The 19,140-nt window shown below is 62.1% G+C and carries 14 protein-coding genes and 4 pseudogenes; 9 read left to right on the forward strand and 9 right to left on the reverse strand.

All coding sequences use genetic code 11. The annotated features are described in order from the left end of the window. The 3 genes from ACQKPE_RS09405 to ftsK all read right to left on the reverse strand — a co-directional run. Positions 1–309: AAA family ATPase (locus ACQKPE_RS09405; protein ID WP_427665204.1), on the reverse strand; the 309-nt coding region annotated here is incomplete at its 3' end. An 11-nt stretch (positions 310–320) separates the two neighbouring features. Next, positions 321–944 (reverse strand): outer membrane lipoprotein chaperone LolA, encoded by a 624-nt coding sequence (lolA, locus tag ACQKPE_RS09410; RefSeq protein ID WP_427665206.1) that lies wholly within the window; start codon positions 942–944, stop codon positions 321–323. Between the two features lie 61 nt (positions 945–1,005). Beyond that, a complete protein-coding gene (ftsK, locus tag ACQKPE_RS09415) occupies positions 1,006–3,420 on the reverse strand; it encodes a DNA translocase FtsK (protein WP_427665207.1) in 2,415 nt (804 codons plus the stop codon). 407 nt (positions 3,421–3,827) lie between these two features. Here ftsK and aat point away from each other — a divergent pair, with 407 nt between their 5' ends. From aat to infA, 3 genes are all read left to right on the forward strand, one after another. Then, the gene (aat, locus tag ACQKPE_RS09420; RefSeq protein ID WP_427665209.1) at positions 3,828–4,508 is read left to right on the forward strand and encodes a leucyl/phenylalanyl-tRNA--protein transferase; all 681 of its coding nucleotides are present in this window, start codon (positions 3,828–3,830) and stop codon (positions 4,506–4,508) included. A 55-nt stretch (positions 4,509–4,563) separates the two neighbouring features. After that, positions 4,564–5,271 carry an arginyltransferase gene (locus ACQKPE_RS09425; RefSeq protein WP_427665211.1) on the forward strand — a complete coding sequence of 236 codons (708 nt, stop codon included), beginning with the start codon at positions 4,564–4,566 and terminating at the stop codon, positions 5,269–5,271. A gap of 103 nt (positions 5,272–5,374) precedes the next feature. Then, positions 5,375–5,593: a translation initiation factor IF-1 gene (gene infA / locus ACQKPE_RS09430; protein ID WP_002553999.1), complete on the forward strand. Its 219-nt coding sequence runs from the start codon at positions 5,375–5,377 to the stop codon at positions 5,591–5,593. Between the two features lie 90 nt (positions 5,594–5,683). Here infA and clpA read toward each other — a convergent pair. Together clpA and ACQKPE_RS09440 are read right to left on the reverse strand one after the other, a co-directional pair. Further along, positions 5,684–7,786, reverse strand: a pseudogene (gene clpA / locus ACQKPE_RS09435) (ATP-dependent Clp protease ATP-binding subunit ClpA); the annotation flags it as partial. Further along, a pseudogene (locus ACQKPE_RS09440) lies at positions 7,784–8,446 on the reverse strand (citrate/2-methylcitrate synthase); the annotation flags it as partial. The pseudogenes ACQKPE_RS09440 and clpA, both read right to left, overlap by 3 nt. A 350-nt stretch (positions 8,447–8,796) precedes the next feature. On the opposite strand from ACQKPE_RS09440, the gene sdhC reads away from it, so the two are divergent. The 5 genes and pseudogenes from sdhC to ACQKPE_RS09465 all read left to right on the forward strand — a co-directional run. Continuing rightward, positions 8,797–9,183 (forward strand): succinate dehydrogenase, cytochrome b556 subunit, encoded by a 387-nt coding sequence (gene sdhC / locus ACQKPE_RS09445; protein ID WP_427665213.1) that lies wholly within the window; start codon positions 8,797–8,799, stop codon positions 9,181–9,183. Beyond that, positions 9,177–9,545, forward strand: coding sequence for a succinate dehydrogenase, hydrophobic membrane anchor protein (sdhD, locus tag ACQKPE_RS09450; protein WP_375100948.1), 369 nt, complete (start codon positions 9,177–9,179; stop codon positions 9,543–9,545). Before sdhC ends, sdhD begins: the two co-directional genes overlap by 7 nt. A 3-nt stretch (positions 9,546–9,548) precedes the next feature. Then, entirely contained in the window at positions 9,549–11,321 is a 1,773-nt protein-coding gene (sdhA, locus tag ACQKPE_RS09455) for a succinate dehydrogenase flavoprotein subunit (protein ID WP_275639268.1), read from the forward strand. Positions 11,322–11,332: 11 nt separating this feature from the next. Then, the gene (locus ACQKPE_RS09460) at positions 11,333–12,037 is read left to right on the forward strand and encodes a succinate dehydrogenase iron-sulfur subunit (RefSeq protein ID WP_012315348.1); all 705 of its coding nucleotides are present in this window, start codon (positions 11,333–11,335) and stop codon (positions 12,035–12,037) included. A 242-nt stretch (positions 12,038–12,279) separates the two neighbouring features. After that, positions 12,280–14,571, forward strand: a pseudogene (locus ACQKPE_RS09465) (2-oxoglutarate dehydrogenase E1 component); the annotation flags it as partial. Here the strand turns inward: ACQKPE_RS09465 and ACQKPE_RS09470 are convergent. The 3 genes and pseudogenes from ACQKPE_RS09470 to rpsU form a co-directional block, all read right to left on the reverse strand. After that, positions 14,569–14,685, reverse strand: a pseudogene (locus ACQKPE_RS09470) (RNA polymerase sigma factor region1.1 domain-containing protein); the annotation flags it as partial. The pseudogenes ACQKPE_RS09465 and ACQKPE_RS09470 overlap by 3 nt on opposite strands. Positions 14,686–14,752: 67 nt before the next feature. Further along, the gene (gene dnaG / locus ACQKPE_RS09475) at positions 14,753–16,735 is read right to left on the reverse strand and encodes a DNA primase (RefSeq protein WP_427665215.1); all 1,983 of its coding nucleotides are present in this window, start codon (positions 16,733–16,735) and stop codon (positions 14,753–14,755) included. Between the two features lie 291 nt (positions 16,736–17,026). Beyond that, positions 17,027–17,242 (reverse strand): 30S ribosomal protein S21, encoded by a 216-nt coding sequence (rpsU, locus tag ACQKPE_RS09480; protein ID WP_003255575.1) that lies wholly within the window; start codon positions 17,240–17,242, stop codon positions 17,027–17,029. A 205-nt stretch (positions 17,243–17,447) separates the two neighbouring features. On the opposite strand from rpsU, the gene tsaD reads away from it, so the two are divergent. After that, positions 17,448–18,473, forward strand: coding sequence for a tRNA (adenosine(37)-N6)-threonylcarbamoyltransferase complex transferase subunit TsaD (tsaD, locus tag ACQKPE_RS09485; protein WP_427665217.1), 1,026 nt, complete (start codon positions 17,448–17,450; stop codon positions 18,471–18,473). 26 nt (positions 18,474–18,499) lie between these two features. On the opposite strand, the gene plsY is transcribed toward tsaD, so the two are convergent. Continuing rightward, positions 18,500–19,069 carry a glycerol-3-phosphate 1-O-acyltransferase PlsY gene (gene plsY / locus ACQKPE_RS09490; RefSeq protein WP_427665219.1) on the reverse strand — a complete coding sequence of 190 codons (570 nt, stop codon included), beginning with the start codon at positions 19,067–19,069 and terminating at the stop codon, positions 18,500–18,502. Positions 19,070–19,140 lie beyond the last annotated feature (71 nt).

The raw sequence follows: 19,140 nt of genomic DNA on the forward strand, positions 1-19,140 counted from the left end.
CGAACGAATCCTGGGAGTGGGGCGGGGGCCTGTCAGCGTTGTGCGAGGGGGGAAGACCCCGGCCAGCACCGCCGACACCGTTTCGAAGTGGGCATCGCAGAACTGCGCCAGCAGCCGCGCCAGGGTGGTCTTGCCCACCCCGGGCGGCCCCCAGAAGATCATCGAATGCAGCGCGCCCTGCTCCAGCGCCTCACGCAGCGGCTTGCCGCGGGCCAGCAGGTGCTCCTGGCCGACGTACTCGTCCAGGTTGGACGGACGCAGGCGTGCGGCCAATGGCTGGGCAACAGGTTCGCTTCGAAACAGGTCCATGGTGCCTCTCGTTACTCCTGGATGACGTCAGCGCCTTCCGGGATCTTGAACTGGAACTTGCTCTGGGCGATCGGCTCGTTGGCCTTGACCCCGTTGAACAGGATGTTCGTGCGCTGGCCAACGCCGTCGATCAGTTGCATGTCATTGATCAGGCCGCGGCGGAACGACACGCGTAGCGAGTCGAACAGGGTGTCCTTGGTCTTGGGCTTGAGGGTGAAGTCCATGACTTCCCCCTGCTCCTTGGAGACGATGTCGAAGCTCTGGCTGATTTTCGATACGTCACCGGACAGCAGCAACGCCGGGGTCTGGCTCAGGCGCTCGTCGAGCTTCTTGACGGTGGCCTGCTCCAGGTCCGGGTCCCACAGGGTGACCTTCTGGCCATCGGACACCACCACCTGCTCCTGCGGCGCGTCGGTGTGCCAGTAGAACAGGCCTGGGCGCTTGACCGCCATCTCGCCGCTGGTCTCCTGCAGGCTGGTGCCACCGGCATCCAGGGTCAGCTGGGAGAAGCGGGCGGTGATGGTCTGGGATTTTTCCAGCAATTGGGTCAGGCGCTGGACATCCTGCTCGCCGGCATGGGCAGACAGGCTGGCCGCAGCCAGGGCAGAAACCAACAGCATGCGAATCGCGCGCATGGGAATCCTCATCGAACGTAGAGAAGCCGGGCGCCGCCGTTGGCGCCCAGCAGGAGTTTCATCAATCGCGCGGGCCGCCGGGGGCAATCACTTCGCGCGAACCGTTGCTGTTCATCGGGGTGACCACACCGGCCATTTCCATCGCCTCGATCATGCGGGCAGCCCGGTTGTAGCCGATCTTGAGCTTGCGCTGCACTGCCGAAATCGAGGCGCGGCGGCTCTCCAGCACGAACTGTACGGCTTCGTCGTACAGTGCATCGGTTTCCGCATCGTCGCCGTCACCACCGCCGCCACCGCCGCCCTCGAAGCCACTGCCGGCCTCCTCGACGCCATTGAGGATGTCGTCGTTGTAGTCCGGCGCGCCACGCAGCTTCCAGGCTTCCACCACGCGGTGCACTTCGTCATCGGAGACGAATGCGCCGTGTACACGGATCGGCAAGCTGGTGCCCGGTGGCATGTAGAGCATGTCACCGTGGCCGAGCAACTGCTCGGCGCCGCCCTGGTCGATGATGGTCCGCGAGTCGATCTTGCTCGACACCTGGAACGCCATGCGGGTCGGGATGTTGGCCTTGATCAGGCCGGTGATCACATCTACCGAGGGGCGCTGGGTAGCGAGAATCAGGTGGATACCCGCCGCCCGCGCCTTCTGGGCGATACGGGCGATCAGCTCTTCGACCTTCTTGCCGACGATCATCATCATGTCGGCGAATTCGTCGACCACCACCACGATGGTCGGCAGGGTCTTCAGCACCGGCGGCTCGTCTTCCATGCTCTCGCGGCGGTACAGCGGGTCGTGGATGACCTCGCCGGCCTCCTGGGCGTCCTTGATCTTGCGGTTGAAGCCCGCCAGGTTACGCACGCCCATGGCGGCCATGAGCTTGTAGCGCCGCTCCATTTCCGCAACGCTCCAACGCAGGGCGTTGGCGGCGTCCTTCATGTCAGTGACCACCGGGCACAGCAGGTGCGGGATGCCTTCGTAGATCGACAGCTCGAGCATCTTCGGGTCGATCATGATCAGCCGCGCGTCTTCAGGGCCGGACTTGAAGAGGATCGACAGGATCATCGCGTTCACCCCCACCGACTTACCGGAACCGGTAGTACCGGCTACCAGCAGGTGGGGCATCTTGGCCAGGTCGGTGATCACCGGCTTGCCGCCGATGTCGTGACCCAGGGCCAGGGCGACCGGCGACTTGGCTTCGTCGTACTGGGACGAGGACAGCACCTCGGAGAAGCGCACCATCTGGCGGTTCTCGTTGGGAATCTCGATGCCCACGGTGGTCTTGCCGGGAATCACTTCCACCACGCGCACGCTGGTCACCGCCAGCGAACGCGCCAGGTCCTTGGCCAGGTTGGCGATACGGCTGACCTTGACCCCTGCCGCAGGCTGGATCTCGTAGCGGGTGATCACAGGGCCTGGGTGGATCGAGTCTACCGCCACCTCGACGCCGAACTCCTTGAGCTTGATTTCCAGCAAGTGGCCGACACCGGCCAGGGATTCGGGGGAATACTCGATCTTCTTCTGTTCGGCCGGGTCAAGAATGGAAATGGACGGCAGCGTGCCCTCCACGGCGCTGTCGACGAACAGCGGCGCCTGCTTTTCCTTCATCACCCGCTTGCTGGGCTCAGGCGCCTTCACCGGCGTGGGCATGATCACCGGGGCCGGTTGCGTTTCGCGTTGCACCACGTGCTTGGTCAGCGCTTCGTCGCGCTCGATGATGCGCTCGCGGGCCTTGACCTGCTCGCGTTTGTCCACCACCACCGGGGCGACCACTTCATCGACCTGCTCGTCCACCTCGCGCAGTTGCGCTACCAGGCGCTTGCGCTCGTTGCGTGCCTCCCACCAGCGGTTGGCCGCACCCTGCACCAGCTCGACCAGGTCGAGGGTGATCTTGCCGGTGAGGTCCATCACCTTGAACCAGGACAGGTCGGTGAATACGGTCAGGCCGAACAGGAACAAGGCAATGAACATCAGCGTGCTGCCCTGCACGTTCAACAGGTTGCGCGCCAGGTCGCCAAGGCTCTCGCCCAGAGCGCCACCGGCCGAGAACGGCAAGGTCTCTGGCGGGTGGAAGTGGATGTGCGCCAGGGCCGCACCCGACAACACCAGGAACACCAGGCCGATCAGCCGCCAGGAGAACAGCCAGCCGCTCCACTGCCAGGGCTGGTGGCGTTCGCGGAAGATCTGCCAAGTCTTGATCGCCAGCAGCAACGGGAAGATATAGGCGAAGTAGCCGAGCACCATGAACAGGATGTCGGCGAAATAGGCACCGGCACGACCGGCGGCGTTCTGCACCTGGTCAATATTGCTGGTGTGGCTGAAGCTGGGGTCTTCCTTGTCGTAGGTCAGCAGCGCCATCCACAGGTACAGGCACAGCGCACCGACGGCGATCAGCGCGCCTTCCTTGAGGCGATAATGCAGTTGCTGGCGCCACAACGGCACGGGCAAGGGGGTCGGGGTTGCGGTGGATTTCTTCAAAACGCGTCTATTCCTGCGCTCGCTGCGCGTTAAATAGGGCCCAGGCCAATCGCCGACTGGCGAACCACTACTTTTAACATTACTGCCCACCTGCCGCCATGGCGGTACGCCGCATGGCGTATGAACGGAGGAGCGATTTCCATGGGTGCAATTTGAGCATGCATTTTGTTCTGTGACAAAGGCTTATGCTGTATTTTTGCACAGGTATGACAGCAAATGTCCGGGTTGGTGCCGGATGGTTAATGAATGTGTAGGAAATTGCCTTATTAGCAGTCAGGCCACGCAGTATCTGTCGTCAGAGCGAGCTTAGCCTCGGCACGCCAAGCCCTGCCACACAAGGCCAGGCGTTGACCTGCGCTCCCCCGCGCGCCATGCTGCCCTCTCCCCTCCCCCACCGCACGAAGACCATGCTCACCTGGCTGACCCGCGACTCACTGACCTTCCCGCCCCTGGAAAAAGCCTTGCACGACCCCAACGGTCTGCTGGCTGCGGGTGGCGACCTGAGCGCCGATCGCCTGGTACAGGCCTATCGACACGGCTGCTTTCCCTGGTATCAGGATGGCCAGCCGATCCTGTGGTGGTCGCCCGACCCGCGCACCGTGCTGTTCCCCCAAGAGTTGCACGTCTCGCGCTCCCTGGCCAAGCTGATGCGCCAAGGCCGCTACCATGTGAGTTTCGACACCGACTTCGAAGCCGTGATCGCCGCCTGCGCCGCACCGCGCGACTACGCCGACGGCACCTGGATCACCGACAGCATGCGCAACGCCTACTGCGAACTGCACCGTCGCGGCATCGCCCACTCGGTGGAGGTGCGTGAAGACGGCGAGCTGGTCGGCGGCCTCTATGGCCTGGCCATGGGCCGCCTGTTCTTTGGCGAGTCGATGTTCAGCCGCGCCGACAACGCCTCCAAGGTCGGCTTCGTAACGCTGGTGCAGCACCTGCAACAAGCCGGGTTCGAGCTGATCGACTGCCAGATGCCAACCCAGCACCTGCACAGTTTCGGTGCCCGCGCCATCAGCCGCGAACGCTTTGCCGAGTACCTGACCCGTCACCTCGACACCTCTTGCGACGTCACCTGGGTTCGCTAGGCGAGTTTCTGGAGCTGGCTTACACTTAAGACAAAGTCTCACCGAGGGGTTGATCATGACAGAGCTGGCGCGGTTGAAGTTCTATGCCACTCAGCCCCACTCCTGCAGCTACCTGCCGGACGAGCAGGCGACCACACTGTTCCTCGACCCTAGCCAGCCGATGGACGTGCACGTGTATGCCGACCTGTCGGAAATGGGTTTTCGCCGCAGCGGCGACCACCTGTACCGCCCCCACTGCCAGAACTGCAATGCTTGCGTGCCTGCACGCATCCCCGCCGCGCGCTTCATCCCCAACCGCCAGCAACGGCGCATCCTCAAGCGCAATGCCGACATCGCCGTCAGCGCCGTGCGCCCGGCGTTCAAGGAAGAATACTTCGAGCTGTACCGCCGCTATATCGAGCTGCGCCACGCCGATGGCGACATGTACCCCCCCAGTCGCGACCAATTCTCCACCTTCCTGGTGCGCGACCTGCCGTTCTGCTGGTTCTACGAGTTCCGCCTCGAAGGCCGCTTGCTGGCCGTCGCGGTGTGTGACCTGCTGCCCAACGGCCTGTCGGCGGTCTATACCTTCTACGAGCCCGACGAGGAGCGCCGCAGCCTCGGTCGCTACGCCATTCTCTGGCAGATTACCGAAGCCCTGCGCCAGAACCTCGACGCTGTCTACCTCGGTTACTGGATCAAGAACTGCAAGAAGATGAACTACAAGACCCAGTACCGCCCCATCGAATTGCTGATCAACCAGCGCTGGGTCAGCCTCAACTGAAAGCATTGGCTTGAAACACAATTTTCAGGCATAATCCACGCCACTTTTTTTGCCCGGTGCAGTCGCGCGTCGGGTCATCACTGGATACCGAGGGCTTTACTGCATGTCGAAAGAAGACAGCTTCGAAATGGAAGGCACTGTCGTCGACACCCTGCCCAACACCATGTTCCGCGTGGAGTTGGAAAACGGGCACGTCGTTACCGCGCACATCTCCGGCAAGATGCGCAAGAACTACATCCGTATTCTCACTGGCGACAAGGTCCGCGTCGAACTGACGCCCTACGACCTGAGCAAGGGCCGCATCACCTACCGTGCGCGCTAAGCTCAAGCCATAAAAAAGCCCGGCCAATGTGCCGGGCTTTTTTATGTGATGCACAAAGACAACAAGGGCCGCAAACGCGGCCCTGTTTGTTCAAGCCACCTCTGCCGTAGTCTCGAAGTCGAACACCAGCTCGCCATCGCGCAAATCGACATGCACCACGCCACCGTGCTCGGACAGCTCCCCGAACAGGATCTCTTCGGCCAACGGCCGCTTGATCTTGTCCTGGATCAGCCGCGCCATCGGCCGCGCGCCCATCTGCACATCGTAGCCCGAGGTCGCCAGCCAGCCGCGTGCGGCATCGCTGACTTCCAGCAGTACACGCTTGTCTTCCAGCTGGGCCTGCAGTTCGATGAGGAACTTGTCGACGATACTCTTGATGGTTTCGTGGCTCAGGCGGCCGAACTGGATGATGGTGTCCAGGCGGTTGCGGAACTCCGGCGTGAAGCTCTTGCGAATCACTTCCATGGCATCCGAGGCGTGATCCTGCTGGGTGAAGCCGATCGAGGCCCGCGCGGCGGTTTCAGCGCCGGCGTTGGTGGTCATGATCAGGATCACGTTGCGGAAGTCGGCCTTGCGCCCGTTGTTGTCGGTCAGGGTACCGTGGTCCATGACCTGCAACAGCAGGTTGAAGACTTCCGGATGGGCCTTCTCGATTTCATCGAGCAGCAACACGCAGTGCGGCTGCTTGGTGATGGCCTCTGTCAACAAGCCACCCTGGTCGAACCCAACGTAGCCCGGAGGCGCACCGATCAGGCGCGAGACCGTGTGCCGCTCCATGTACTCGGACATGTCGAAGCGCACAAGCTCCACACCCAGCGCCTTGGCCAACTGCCGCGCCGCCTCGGTCTTGCCCACCCCGGTGGGGCCAGCGAAGAGGAACGAGCCGACCGGCTTGTCCGGCGCCTTGAGGCCTGCACGGGACAGCTTGATGGCCGTAGCCAGCGAATCGATTGCCTGATCCTGGCCGAATACGGTCAGCTTCAGGTCGCGCTCCAGGTTACGCAGCAGCTCCTTGTCGGAACTGGTGACGTGTTTAGGCGGAATACGCGCGATCTTGGCAACGATGTCCTCGACCTGCGGCACATCGATGCGCTTGACGCGATTGGCCTCCGGCTGCAGGCGCTGATAGGCGCCCGCCTCGTCGATCACATCAATGGCCTTGTCAGGCATGTGCCGGTCATTGATATAGCGCGCAGCCAGCTCAGCGGCAGCGCGCAAGGCTTCATCGCTGTACTCGATGTTGTGATGGCTCTCGAAACGGCCCTTCAGCCCACGCAGGATACCGACGGTATCCTCCACTGAAGGCTCGGAAACATCGACCTTCTGGAAGCGCCGCGCCAACGCGCGATCCTTCTCGAAGATGCCGCGGAACTCCTGGAAGGTGGTGGAGCCGATGCAGCGAATGTCACCGGAAGACAGCAATGGCTTGAGCAGGTTGGAGGCATCCATGACACCACCGGAAGCCGCACCGGCACCGATGATGGTGTGGATTTCGTCGATGAACAGGATCGCCTGCGGACGCTTCTTCAGCTCGCCGAGCAGCGCCTTGAAACGCTTCTCGAAGTCGCCGCGGTACTTGGTGCCCGCCAGCAGCGCGCCGAGGTCGAGGGAGTAGACCACACTCTGGGCCAGCAAGTCCGGCACCTGCCCATCGACGATGCGCTTGGCCAGGCCTTCGGCGATGGCGGTCTTGCCGACACCCGCTTCACCCACCAGCAGCGGGTTGTTCTTGCGACGGCGCGCGAGGATTTGCGCAACGCGCTCGACTTCCTGCTCGCGCCCGACCAGCGGGTCGATACGCCCCGCGCGGGCCAGCTCGTTCAGGTTGCTGGCATAAGCATCCAGCGGGTTGCTCGAGGAGGACGCTTCGCCACCCTCCTCGTCCTGCATGTCCTGGTCGTTCTCGCCGTGCGGGCCATGGCCCGGCACCTTGGAAATACCATGGGCGATGTAGTTGACCACATCGATACGGGCCACGCTCTGCTGCTTGAGCAGGAACACAGCCTGGCTTTCCTGCTCGCTGAAGATCGCCACCAGCACGTTGGCGCCGGTCACTTCGCGCTTGCCGGAACTCTGTACATGGAACACGGCACGCTGAAGCACCCGCTGGAAGCCCAGGGTTGGCTGGGTCTCGCGGTCTTCATCGTGCACCGGAATCAGGGGGGTGGTGGAATCGATGAACTCTTGCAGGTCCATTGCCTTGGCCAGTACCGGGCTGATCGGTTTGATCTCGCACGGGGTGTTGAACATCATGTGCAGGAAGTTCTCCGCGTACGACAGGTCGTTGCGCGGGTACATCATCGGCTGGCCCATGGAGTACTTGTAAACCATCGCGGCCAGGGTCGGCATTTTAGCGACCAGGCGCACTGCGGAGATTTCGCGGTGCTGCGGGTTATTGATGTCCAGGGAGTCGTGGTAGAACGCCGACAGGGCGCCGACCACACCGCACATCACCGCCATCGGGTGAGCGTCGCGGCGGAAGCCGTTGAAGAAGGACTTCAGCTGCTCGTGGACCATGGTGTGGTTCTTCACGGTGCTGACGAACTGGGCCTTCTGCTCGGCATTCGGCAGTTCGCCGTTGAGCAGCAGGTAGCAGGTTTCGAGGTAGTCCGATTTTTCGGCGAGCTGTTCGATCGGGTAGCCGCGGTGCAGCAGTACACCCTTGTCGCCATCAATGTAGGTGATCTTCGACTCGCACGAGGCGGTCGCCATGAAGCCGGGGTCGAAGGTGAAGTGACCGGTAGCCCCCAACCCGCGGACGTCGATTACATCGGGACCAACGGTGCCGGTTAAAATGGGCAGCTCTACGGGGGCATTGCCCTCGATGACCAACTGCGCTTTTTTGTCAGCCATGTGGCCTCCTATTAATGCTTGAAATCATCAGACAGACCCCCCACGCAGGGCCCGCACCACTATAGAGGGATAAATTCGAATGTCAATTTGCCTAAAGGCTGCTTGAAACCCTCTGCAAGCCCCGGTTTTCCGTGAATTTTCCGGCCGTTTACGCCTTTTGTTCGCTAAAGGCAATGCGCTATTTGGGCGAGCCCTTCACGTTGTCATAAGCAGCCTAACTGTCTATACTCGGCAGCCGACCGCCAGGGGCTTGCAAGCCCGAACTGCTGGGGGTCGCCGTTCCCGGGTGGTGGGTACCTGACCAGTACACTAACCAACAACCTTGCCCTGTTCGCTAGGGGCTCTTCAGTGTGAAAAAAGCCGTGAAAAGCCAACGACCTGTAAACCTAGACCTAAGGACCATCAAACTCCCGATCACCGCTTATACCTCCATTCTTCACCGTATCTCCGGCGTCATCCTGTTCGTCGGTCTGGCTATCATGCTCTATGCACTGGGCAAGTCGCTGGGTTCGGAAGAGGGGTTTAGCGAGGTCAAAGCGTGCCTGACCAGCCCGCTGGCCAAATTCGTGATCTGGGGCCTGCTGTCCGCCTTGCTGTATCACCTGGTGGCCGGTGTGCGCCACTTGATCATGGACATGGGCATCGGTGAGACGCTGGAAGGCGGCAAGCTGGGCTCGAAAATCGTGATCGTCATCTCCGTGGTGGTGATCGTTCTGGCGGGAGTTTGGGTATGGTAACCAATGTCACGAACCTGTCGCGTTCGGGCCTCTATGATTGGATGGCGCAGCGCGTTTCTGCGGTCGTTCTCGCGGCTTACTTCATTTTCCTGATTGGCTACCTCGTGGTGAACCCGGGCATCGACTACGCCCAGTGGCACGCCCTGTTCTCCAATAACGCGATGCGGATCTTCAGTCTGCTGGCCCTCGTTGCCCTGGGCGCTCACGCCTGGGTCGGCATGTGGACCATCGCCACCGACTACCTGACGCCGATGTCGTTCGGCAAGTCGGCGACTGCGATCCGTTTCCTGTTCCAGGCTGTATGCGGCGTTGCGATGTTCGCTTACTTCGTCTGGGGTGTGCAGATTCTCTGGGGTATCTGATTCATGGCTAACATTCCAACGATTTCCTTCGACGCCATCATCATCGGTGGCGGCGGTGCAGGCATGCGTGCCGCACTGCAGCTGGCTCAAGGCGGCCACAAGACCGCAGTAGTCACCAAGGTCTTCCCGACCCGCTCGCACACTGTTTCCGCCCAGGGCGGCATCACCTGCGCCATCGCTTCGGCCGACCCGAACGACGACTGGCGCTGGCACATGTACGACACCGTCAAGGGCTCCGACTACATCGGTGACCAGGACGCTATCGAATACATGTGCCAGGAAGGCCCGGCTGCGGTCTTCGAGCTGGACCACATGGGCCTGCCGTTCTCGCGTACCGAAACCGGCCGTATCTACCAGCGTCCGTTCGGTGGCCAGTCCAAGGACTTCGGCAAGGGCGGCCAGGCTGCGCGTACCTGCGCGGCGTCCGACCGTACCGGCCACGCCCTGCTGCACACCCTCTACCAGGGCAACCTGAAGGCGGGCACCACCTTCCTCAATGAGTACTACGCCGTCGACCTGGTGAAGAACCAGGATGGCGCGTTCGTCGGTGTGATCGCGATCTGCATCGAAACCGGCGAGACCATGTACATCAAGTCCAAGGCCACCGTTCTGGCCACTGGCGGTGCCGGTCGTATCTACGCCTCCACCACCAACGCCCTGATCAACACCGGCGACGGTATCGGCATGGCCCTGCGTGCAGGCGTGCCGGTGCAGGACATCGAGATGTGGCAGTTCCACCCGACCGGCATCGCCGGCGCCGGTGTGCTGGTGACCGAAGGTTGCCGTGGTGAAGGTGGCTACCTGATCAACGCCCACGGCGAGCGCTTCATGGAGCGTTACGCGCCGAACGCGAAGGACCTGGCAGGCCGCGACGTGGTCGCCCGTTCCATGGTCAAGGAAATCATCGCCGGCAACGGCGTGGGTCCGAACAAGGACCACGTACTGCTGAAGCTGGACCACCTGGGCGAGGAAGTGCTGCACAGCCGCCTGCCAGGTATCTGCGAGCTGTCCAAGACCTTCGCCCACGTCGACCCGGTGGTCGCGCCGGTTCCGGTCGTTCCGACCTGCCACTACATGATGGGCGGCGTTGCCACCAACATCCATGGCCAGGCCATCACCATGGACGCCGACGGCAAGGACCACATCATTCCTGGTCTGTTTGCCGTAGGTGAAGTGGCGTGCGTATCGGTTCACGGTGCCAACCGCCTGGGCGGCAACTCGCTGCTCGACCTGGTGGTCTTCGGTCGCGCCGCCGGCCTGCACCTGGAAAAGGCCCTGAGCGATGGCGTCGAATACCGCGACGCGAGCGACACCGATGTCGACGTTGCCCTGAACCGCCTGAACAAGCTCAACGAGCGTACCAGCGGCGAAGACGTGGCAAGCCTCAAGCGCGAACTGCAAAGCTGCATGCAGAACTACTTCGGTGTATTCCGTACCGGCGAATACATGCAGAAGGGTATCGAGCAACTGGCAGGCCTGCGTGACCGCATCGCCAACGTCAAGATCAACGACAAGTCCCAGGCCTTCAACACCGCACGTATCGAAGCGCTGGAGCTGCAGAACCTGCTGGAAGTCGCTGAAGCTACCGCCATTGCGGCCGAAGCCCGTAAAGAGTCCCGCGGCGCTCACGCCCGTGAAGACTTCGAAGACCGTGACGACGAAAACTGGCTGTGCCACACCCTGTACTACCCGGGTGAGAAGCGCGTCGCCAAGCGCGGCGTCAACTTTGCGCCGAAGACAGTTCCTGCCTTCGAACCAAAAGTCCGGACTTACTAAGGGTGGCTGCTATGTTGAAAGTCGAAGTTTATCGTTACAACCCGGATACCGACTCGGCGCCCAAGATGGAGTCGTTCGACGTCGATACCGGTGGCAAGGACCTGATGGTTCTGGACGTACTGGCGCTGATCAAGGAAAAGGACGAGGGCTTCTCGTACCGTCGCTCCTGCCGTGAAGGCGTGTGCGGTTCCGACGGCATGAACATGAACGGCAAGAACGGCCTAGCCTGCATCACCCCGCTGTCGGGCGTGGTCAAGGGCAACAAGCTGGTGCTGCGTCCACTGCCAGGTTTGCCGGTAATCCGTGACCTGGTCGTCGATATGAGCATCTTCTACAAGCAGTACGAGAAGGTGAAGCCGTTCCTGCAGAACGATACGCCGGCTCCGGCCATCGAGCGTCTGCAGTCGCCGGAAGATCGCGACAAGCTGGACGGTCTGTACGAGTGCATCCTGTGCGCTTGCTGCTCGACCTCCTGCCCATCGTTCTGGTGGAACCCGGACAAGTTCCTGGGCCCCGCCGCTCTGCTGCAGGCCTACCGTTTCCTGGCCGACAGCCGCGACACCAAGACTCAGGAGCGCCTGGCGTCCCTGGATGACCCGTTCAGCGTATTCCGCTGCCGCGGGATCATGAACTGCGTGAACGTTTGCCCTAAGGGTCTGAACCCGACCAAGGCAATCGGCCATGTACGTAACATGCTGCTGCAAAGCGGCACCTGATTCAAAACGCTGTACCTGCAACAAGCCGAGGTGCGGGTGGTGTGCCCGCACTGCGGTAAACCCGAGCAAGGGCCCAAAAAGCCCGCGCTCATTACCTATGAAGATATGAGACCAGCAGGGGCTTCCGGGCTGGTACCCGGAAAATCTGCAGGATCCTCGGTGGCGTGGTCAGTCGCTGTTTTCGGGCTTTCCACCTGTGCTGAGGCGCTTGCCGATCCGTCCCCGAACGAGGGTGACCAAGCATGCAAGAAAGCGTGATGCAGCGCATGTGGGAAAGCGCCCACCTTTCAGGTGGTAACGCTGCATATGTGGAAGAGCTCTACGAGCTTTACCTGCACGACCCTAACGCTGTGCCAGAAGAGTGGCGCACTTACTTCCAGAAGTTGCCCGCCGACGGCAGCACCGCTACCGATGTATCGCACTCTACAATCCGCGACCATTTCGTACTGCTGGCAAAGAACCAGCGCCGCGCCCAACCGGTTTCCGCCGGGAGCGTGAGCAGTGAACACGAGAAGAAGCAGGTTGAAGTTCTGCGACTGATCCAGGCCTATCGGATGCGCGGCCATCAGGCTGCCACGCTCGACCCGTTGGGGTTGTGGCAGCGCCCTGCGCCTGTAGACCTGTCGATCAATCACTACGGCTTGACCAATGCCGACCTTGATACGACCTTCCGTGCCGGCGACCTGTTCATCGGCAAAGAGGAAGCGAGCCTACGCGAAATCTTTGAAGCGCTGCAGAAGACATATTGTCGCACCATCGGCGCCGAGTTCACCCACATCGTCGATTCCGAGCAGCGCAGCTGGTTCCAGCAGCGCCTGGAAAGCGTCCGTGGTCGTCCTGATTTCTCCGTCGACGTGCAAACCCACCTGCTCGAGCGCGTGACCGCGGGCGAGGGCCTGGAGAAGTACCTGGGCACCAAGTACCCGGGCACCAAGCGCTTCGGCCTGGAAGGTGGCGAGAGCCTGATCCCGATGCTGGAGGAAGACAAGCGTTCCGGCTCCTACGGCACCAAGGAAGTCGTGATCGGCATGGCCCACCGCGGCCGTCTGAACGTGCTGGTCAACACCTTCGGCAAGAACCCGCGCGAGCTGTTCGACGAGTTCGAAGGCAAGAAGATGAACGAGCTGGGCTCCGGTGACGTGAAGTATCACCAGGGCTTCTCCAGCAACGTGATGACCACCGGTGGCGAAGTTCACCTGGCCATGGCGTTCAACCCCTCCCACCTGGAAATCGTCTCGCCAGTGGTAGAAGGTTCGGTGCGCGCCCGTCAGGACCGTCGCAACGACACCGTGGGTGACAAGGTTCTGCCGATCTCCATCCACGGCGACGCAGCATTCGCCGGCCAGGGTGTGGTCATGGAAACCTTCCAGATGTCGCAGACCCGCGGGTTCAAGACCGGCGGTACCGTGCACATCGTGATCAACAACCAGGTTGGCTTCACCATCAGCAACCCGCTGGACGCGCGCTCCACCGAGTACGCCACCGACGTTGCCAAGATGATCCAGGCGCCGATCCTGCACGTGAACGGCGATGACCCGGAAGCGGTGCTGTTCGTCACCCAGCTGGCCATCGACTACCGCATGCAGTTCAAGCGTGACGTGGTCATCGACCTGGTCTGCTACCGTCGTCGCGGCCACAACGAGGCCGACGAGCCGAACGGCACCCAGCCATTGATGTACCAGCAGATCTCGAAACAGCGCACCACCCGTGAGCTGTACGCCGAGTCGCTGATCCAGGCCGGTCGTATCGACGCCGAGGGCGCACAGTCCAAGGTCGACGAATACCGCAACGCCCTGGACAACGGCCTGCACGTGGTCAAGAGCCTGGTCAAGGAGCCGAACCGCGAGCTGTTCGTCGACTGGCGTCCGTACCTGGGCCACGCCTGGACTGCGCGTCACGACACCCGCTTCGACCTCAAGACCCTGCAAGACCTGTCGGCCAAGCTGCTCGAGCTGCCGGAAGGCTTCGTGGTCCAGCGCCAGGTCTCGAAGATCTACGAAGACCGCCAGAAGATGCAGGCCGGTGGCTTGCCGATCAACTGGGGTTATGCAGAGACCATGGCCTACGCCACCCTGCAGTTCGAAGGTCACCCGATCCGCATGACCGGCCAGGACATCGGCCGTGGCACCTTCTCGCACCGTCACGCGGTGCTGCACAACCAGAAGGACGCCAGCACCTACGTGCCGCTGCAGAACCTGTTCCCGGGCCAGCCGCGCTTCGACCTGTACGACTCCTTCCTCTCGGAAGAAGCGGTACTGGCCTTCGAATACGGCTACTCCACCACCACGCCGAACGCGCTGGTGATCTGGGAAGCCCAGTTCGGCGACTTCGCCAACGGCGCGCAAGTGGTGATCGACCAGTTCATCACCAGTGGCGAGCACAAGTGGGGTCGTCTGTGCGGCCTGACCATGCTGCTGCCGCACGGCTACGAAGGCCAGGGCCCCGAGCACTCCTCGGCGCGTCTGGAGCGCTACCTGCAGCTGTGCGCCGAGCACAACATTCAGGTGTGCGTACCGACCACCCCGGCACAGATCTGAAATATCCTCAGGCAGGTGGTCGTTGACCTCCGCGTAAGTCAGGTAGCCCTGCTCACGACCGCGGGTGATCAACTCTTTGATACGAGATTGCTGTTGCGCTTTTCCGGACATAACACCCTATCCACTGAAGGTCTTGGCGGGCAAAAAACAAGCCGAGGATTATACCCGAGCATGGACCTCACGCGCCAGATGAGGTCGGGTTTTGTGCGGGAACATTGCGACTCAGCAGGGCAAGTAGCTGAGATTTCTCCTCTGTGCTCAATTCACTTTGACGTGCTTTGCGCATCAGATGTTCCAGGCTGCGCTCGCGCTGGCGAGCGGACAAGCTAGTTATAGTGTCGAAAAACTGTTGTTCAAGGTTATCGGCATCGATCAGCCATTCCTTCTCTGCCAGGGCCCGCAGCAGGCGGCCTTGGTCGGTGCCATGCCAGCGTGCGATCAACTGCATGGAGCTTAGCTGAGGATTCTTCTGCACGGCTTCGATCAGCGCGACCAGCAACTGGCTGTAGACGTGTTCTTCGTCGGCAAAGTGGCTGGCGTCATCCACCTTGCCGGCCAGCAGCGGATGGTGCAGCAGCGTGCGCAAGGCCGAGAGGGTCGGTGGCTCTACCGGTGCCGGAACCCGCGGCGGCGCCTCGCCGCGCTGGCCATCGCGCTGCCAGGGCTTGCCGCCTTTCTTGTCCCACGGCTTGCCGTCCCACTGTTTCTTGCCCCCACCCTTGTTTGGCGTCCATGGTCGTTGCTCTTGCTGAGCAGGGGCGTAGTCGTAGCTTTGTTCGCTGTAGTCGGGCGTGTAGCTGGCCAGGGCGTCGTAGTCCAGGCCGGGGTCGTAGTCCGGCACGCTGGGCGCTGGCGCCTGCTGGGCCAATTGCTCCATCTGCTGCGGGTCGAGCCCGGTAATTTCCCGCAGCCGATTGCGCATCAGTTGACGCAGGTTGGCGCCGGGGACCTTCTCGATCAGCGGTGCCGCCAGGGTCGCCATGTGCGCCTTGCCTTCCAGCGAGCGTGGGTCTGCCTCGTTGCCAAGCTGCTCGAAGAAGTAGTCGGCCAGGGGCTGCGCATGCTGGTTGATGCGGGCCTGGAAGGCATCGGTGCCCTCGGCACGTACCAGGGTGTCCGGGTCTTCGCCTTCGGGCAGGAACAAAAAACGCGCGCGGCGGCCGTCCTGCAGGTTCGACAGGGTGGCCTCAAGGGCACGCCATGCGGCCTTGCGGCCCGCCTGGTCGCCATCGAAGCAGAACAAGACGCTGGGCACCACGCGGAACAGGCGCTTGAGGTGTTCTTCGCTGGTGGCCGTGCCCAGGGTCGCCACGGCATTGCGCAAGCCCTGCTGGGCCAGGGCGATCACGTCCATGTAGCCCTCGACCACGATGATCTCGTCGAGGTTACGGTTGTTTTTGCGCGCTTCGAACAGGCCGTAGAGTTCCTGGCCTTTGTGGAATACCGGGGTTTCCGGTGAGTTCAGGTACTTGGGCTTGTCGTCGCCCAGCACCCGGCCACCGAAGGCGATGACCCGGCCACGGCTGTCGCGGATGGGGAACATCACCCGGTCGCGGAAGCGGTCGTAACGCTTGCCGCTCTCGGCGTTCTCGATCAGCAGGCCGGCGTCGATCATTACCTTCTGTTGCAGGGTGTCGGCGCCCAGGTGCTTGAACAGGTTGTCCCAGCCCGGTGGTGCGAAGCCCAGGCCGAAGTCCCTGGCGATTTCGCCGGACAGGCCGCGGCCCTTGAGATACTCCACTGCCGCTTTACGGGTCGGGTGGCTGCGCAGCGCCTGGCGGTAGAATTCAGCTGCTGCTTCCAGCAGCGGGTACAGCGGTGAATCGGTGGGCTGGCGCGGCTTTTGTCCGCGTCGGCCTTCCTCGCGGGGTACTTCCATGCCGGCTGCGCGGGCCAGTTCCTCGACTGCCTGGGGGAAGTCCAGGTTGTCGTGGTCCATGATGAAGCCCAGGGCGTTGCCGCCGGCGCCGCAGCCGAAGCAGTAGTAGAACTGCTTGTCGGGGCTGACGGTAAAGGACGGCGTCTTCTCCTTGTGGAACGGGCAGCAGGCCGAATGGTTCTTGCCGGCCTTTTTCAGCTGGATGCGCGAACTCACCACGTCGACAATGTCGGTGCGGTTGAGCAGGTCATCGATGAAATTCTGGGGAATCAGCCCGGCCATGGCAGCCTCGTCATCTGGCAACTGGCAAGTCTAAACGCTCGTGTGCGAGTGTGGAGAGGGAAGTTGTTGCGCGAGGGTGTGGCGAAGAAGGTGTGCTCGTCAGCAGCCGCGAAGGGCTCGTCAGAGAAGACGTGCACGTCTGGTCAAAGACCAGTTCTGACGCAGTGTTGCAGCTTGCCCATGGCTTTTGCCGGGGCGCCCCAGGCGCATGGCCAAGGGTTTGAAGCGACCGCTGCCATCTGCCCGGCACAAGGCCGGGCGGGGCAGAAGCTTTGCGTAGAACGCCTGTAATTAGTACAGGCGAACGGCGCGGCGCTGTTCGCGCTGAACTTTCTTGGCGTGACGCTTTACAGCGGCAGCTGCTTTGCGCTTGCGCTCGGCGGTCGGCTTCTCGTAAAACTCGCGGCTACGAACTTCAGCCAGTACACCGGCTTTTTCGCAGGAGCGCTTGAAACGACGCAGAGCTACGTCGAAGGGTTCGTTCTCTTTAACTTTGACGGCTGGCATCCAGGGCTACCTTAATTCATTACCGGGGTAGACGTGCTCCTGGCAAAACATAAGGTGTGCTGGAGAACGTCGGTTTTCAAGGGTTGCGGATGTTAACCCTTAGCTCGCCGGAATGCAAAGCCTCTGATCGAAAACCGCTGGTCGGCACTCGGCACGGGGACTATCATGCGCGGCTTCGAATTCAGCCTCCACAAGGCACGGACCCATGCTAGTACTGGGATTGGAAACATCCTGCGACGAAACTGGCGTCGCATTATATGACAGCGAGCGCGGCCTGTTGGCCGATGCGCTGTTCAGCCAGATCGACCTGCACCGCGTCTACGGCGGTGTGGTGCCCGAGCTCGCCTCGCGCGATCACGTCAAGCGCATGCTGCCGTTGATCCGCGAAGTGCTGGATGAAGCCGGCTGTGTTGCCGGCGATATCGACGCCATTGCCTACACCGCCGGCCCAGGCCTGGTGGGCGCGCTGCTGGTAGGCGCATCCTGCGCCCAGGCGCTGGCGTTCGCCTGGGATGTTCCGGCAATCGGCGTGCACCATATGGAAGGCCACTTGTTGGCGCCCATGCTGGAAGAGCGGCCACCGGAGTTTCCGTTCGTCGCCTTGCTGGTTTCCGGTGGTCACACCCAGCTGGTGCGGGTCGATGGCATCGGCCAGTACCAGTTGCTCGGCGAAAGCCTGGATGACGCTGCTGGCGAGGCCTTCGACAAGACTGCCAAGCTGATCGGCCTCAACTACCCTGGTGGCCCGGAGATCGCGCGCCTGGCTGAACAGGGCGTGCCGGGGCGTTTCGTGTTCCCGCGGCCGATGACCGATCGCCCAGGCCTTGAGTTCAGCTTCAGCGGCCTGAAGACCTTCGCCCTGAACACCTGGCAGCAGCGTCGCGATGCCGGGGACGACAACGAGCAAACCCGTTGCGACCTGTCCCTGGCATTCCAGCAGGCAGTGGTGGAGACTTTGACCATCAAGTGCAAGCGTGCCCTCAAGCAGACCGGCCTCAAGCGCCTGGTCATCGCCGGTGGCGTGAGTGCCAACAAGGCGCTGCGCGCGTCCCTGGAAGACATGCTCGCAAGCATCAATGGCAACGTTTATTACGCAAGGCCGAAGTTCTGTACCGACAATGGCGCGATGATCGCCTATGCCGGGTGCCAGCGCCTGCTGGCTGGACAGAAGCAGGACCTGGCGATCAGCGTGCAGGCACGTTGGCCGATGGAGCAGTTGCCACCGCTGTGAAGTTGAAGGTGTTTCGCCTGCAAGAATCAGAAATGTCTTTCGCGTCCGGCAAACAGGTCGCGTAGATTGCGGCGATGTCGCCAGACGATCAACAGCGTGAGGGCTGTCATCGGCAGCAACGCTGCCGGCTCGCGCCAGGCCAGCAATGGCAGCGTCAGCGGGGTGGCGATCAGTGCCGCCAAGGAGCTGGTACGGGTGAGGTAGAAGGTCAGCAGCCACGCGCCAATGGCCAGCAGTGCCGCCGGAAAGTACAGCCCCATGAGCATGCCGGCGGCGGTTGCGACACCTTTGCCACCCTGGAAGTGGAAGTACAGCGGAAACAGGTGGCCGATTACTGCGCACAGGCCGACCCAGGCTTGCTCTTGCAGGCTGAGGCCAGCCAGGCTGGCCAGCAGCACCGGCAGCAAGCCCTTGCACAGGTCGCCCAGCAAGGTCAGGATCGCCAGCTTGCGGCCCGCCAGGCGTAGCATGTTGGTCGCGCCAGCATTACCCGAACCGCTGGAGCGCGGGTCGGGGCTGCCACTGAGGCGGCTCAGCACGATTGCGAAGGACACGGACCCGAGCAGGTAGGCGAGCATCGCCAGTAACCAAAACATGCGAACTATTCCGGGCGAGGATGCCCTGATTCTAACGGCGCCCGTCGCCCTTGTCGTGCTGTGGAGAGAAG

Source organism: Pseudomonas sp. NPDC089554 (assembly GCF_050280645.1).
In the GTDB taxonomy this organism is placed as follows: Bacteria; Pseudomonadota; Gammaproteobacteria; order Pseudomonadales; family Pseudomonadaceae; genus Aquipseudomonas.